Source organism: Granulicatella balaenopterae, assembly GCF_900111135.1.
In the GTDB taxonomy this organism is placed as follows: Bacteria; Bacillota; Bacilli; order Lactobacillales; family Aerococcaceae; genus Granulicatella; species Granulicatella balaenopterae.
The window spans coordinates 1-1,188 of the sequence record NZ_FOGF01000088.1; the positions used below are offsets into that span (position 1 = coordinate 1).

Below are 1,188 nucleotides of genomic sequence, written 5' to 3' on the forward strand. Positions count from 1 at the left end.
GTTTTGTATGTCCATTTTTGACCGCTAAAATCCTCATTATATGATACTTCAAAGGTTACATCTGGAACATAATTGCCTTTAGTATCTTTCTTAGTGAGTTTCAATTTGTATTGAATTTTATTGATGAATTCTAGTTCGTTGACTCTATCCACACGTAAGATTATTTTTTTGACTTCGTCTGATTTAATTAGATAATCTGGTGCACTAACCTCACGTACATAAACAGTATCTCCTGTCCATTTAGGGATGGTGACTGTTCCGTCTGCTCCTGTTTTATGTGTCCATGTGTCGCTACTAGTAAAATCTTCATCGTAACAAGTTTCAAAGATGACTCCTGGAACGTAATTTCCCTCAGAATCTTTTTTAGCTAGCTTTAATTCATATCCTTCGGGTGGATTATATGGTTCAAACTCAACATTTACACTAGTTGAGAATTGTCCTTCTTTCCAAACACTTAATAAGCGTTGGACATTACTAGAAACAGGGGTATACATCCACCAACTATAGCGATTAATATTGGTGGAAATATTTATGGTATAAGTACCCTTTAATTTTTCATCGCCATAAAAATAATAGCGTTCATTAATTGGAATAGTGGCACTATTAGTATATCTTCTCCCATCAGACTCAGTCACTAGGGTCACACCATCTGGAAGATCTAATGTTTGTGTCCATGAATTATCAATATGTCCTGAATTGATATTCGTTTTGATCCAATTTGTAATTTGTCCTTTATAATTGGGGTCATAATAGGCATCATTCTCTGGTGAAGATACTGTTAATTCAGTTGGGGCATTTCCATAAGAATTCAATGTCCCTTGACTAATATTTAATTCGACCCAGTTTAAGGCAGCAAAAGCTTCTGCATAATAATTATCTTTATTAGCATAATCATATTCTGTTGCCCAATATAATACATGATACGTTCCTGTTGGCGTTACTTTATGGAAAGTGTATTCATGTCCAGACGGTGGGTTTAATCGTGGGTCAATACACCATGCCACGTGATTGTCTACAGTAATATATGCCGTATAGGCTAAATTCCCATACCGATAAATTTCTGATGTACTATTCCCCCAACTTGCACTCCTTGACATAAAAGAGAATAAGGATTTTTTAGGTTGAATATTAGGATTAGTTGAATATTGACCGCCGTTTGAATAAAGTGTTACGACCTGTCCTTCTTGT

General features: G+C 35.3%; 1 protein-coding gene. It reads right to left on the bottom strand.

Annotated elements, in window-relative coordinates; translation table 11 throughout:
* Positions 1–1,097, bottom strand: a 1,097-nt coding sequence (locus BMX09_RS09920; protein ID WP_143054421.1) for a SpaA isopeptide-forming pilin-related protein, incomplete at its 3' end; no start/stop codon positions are given.
* Between the last annotated feature and the right edge of the window lie 91 nt (positions 1,098–1,188).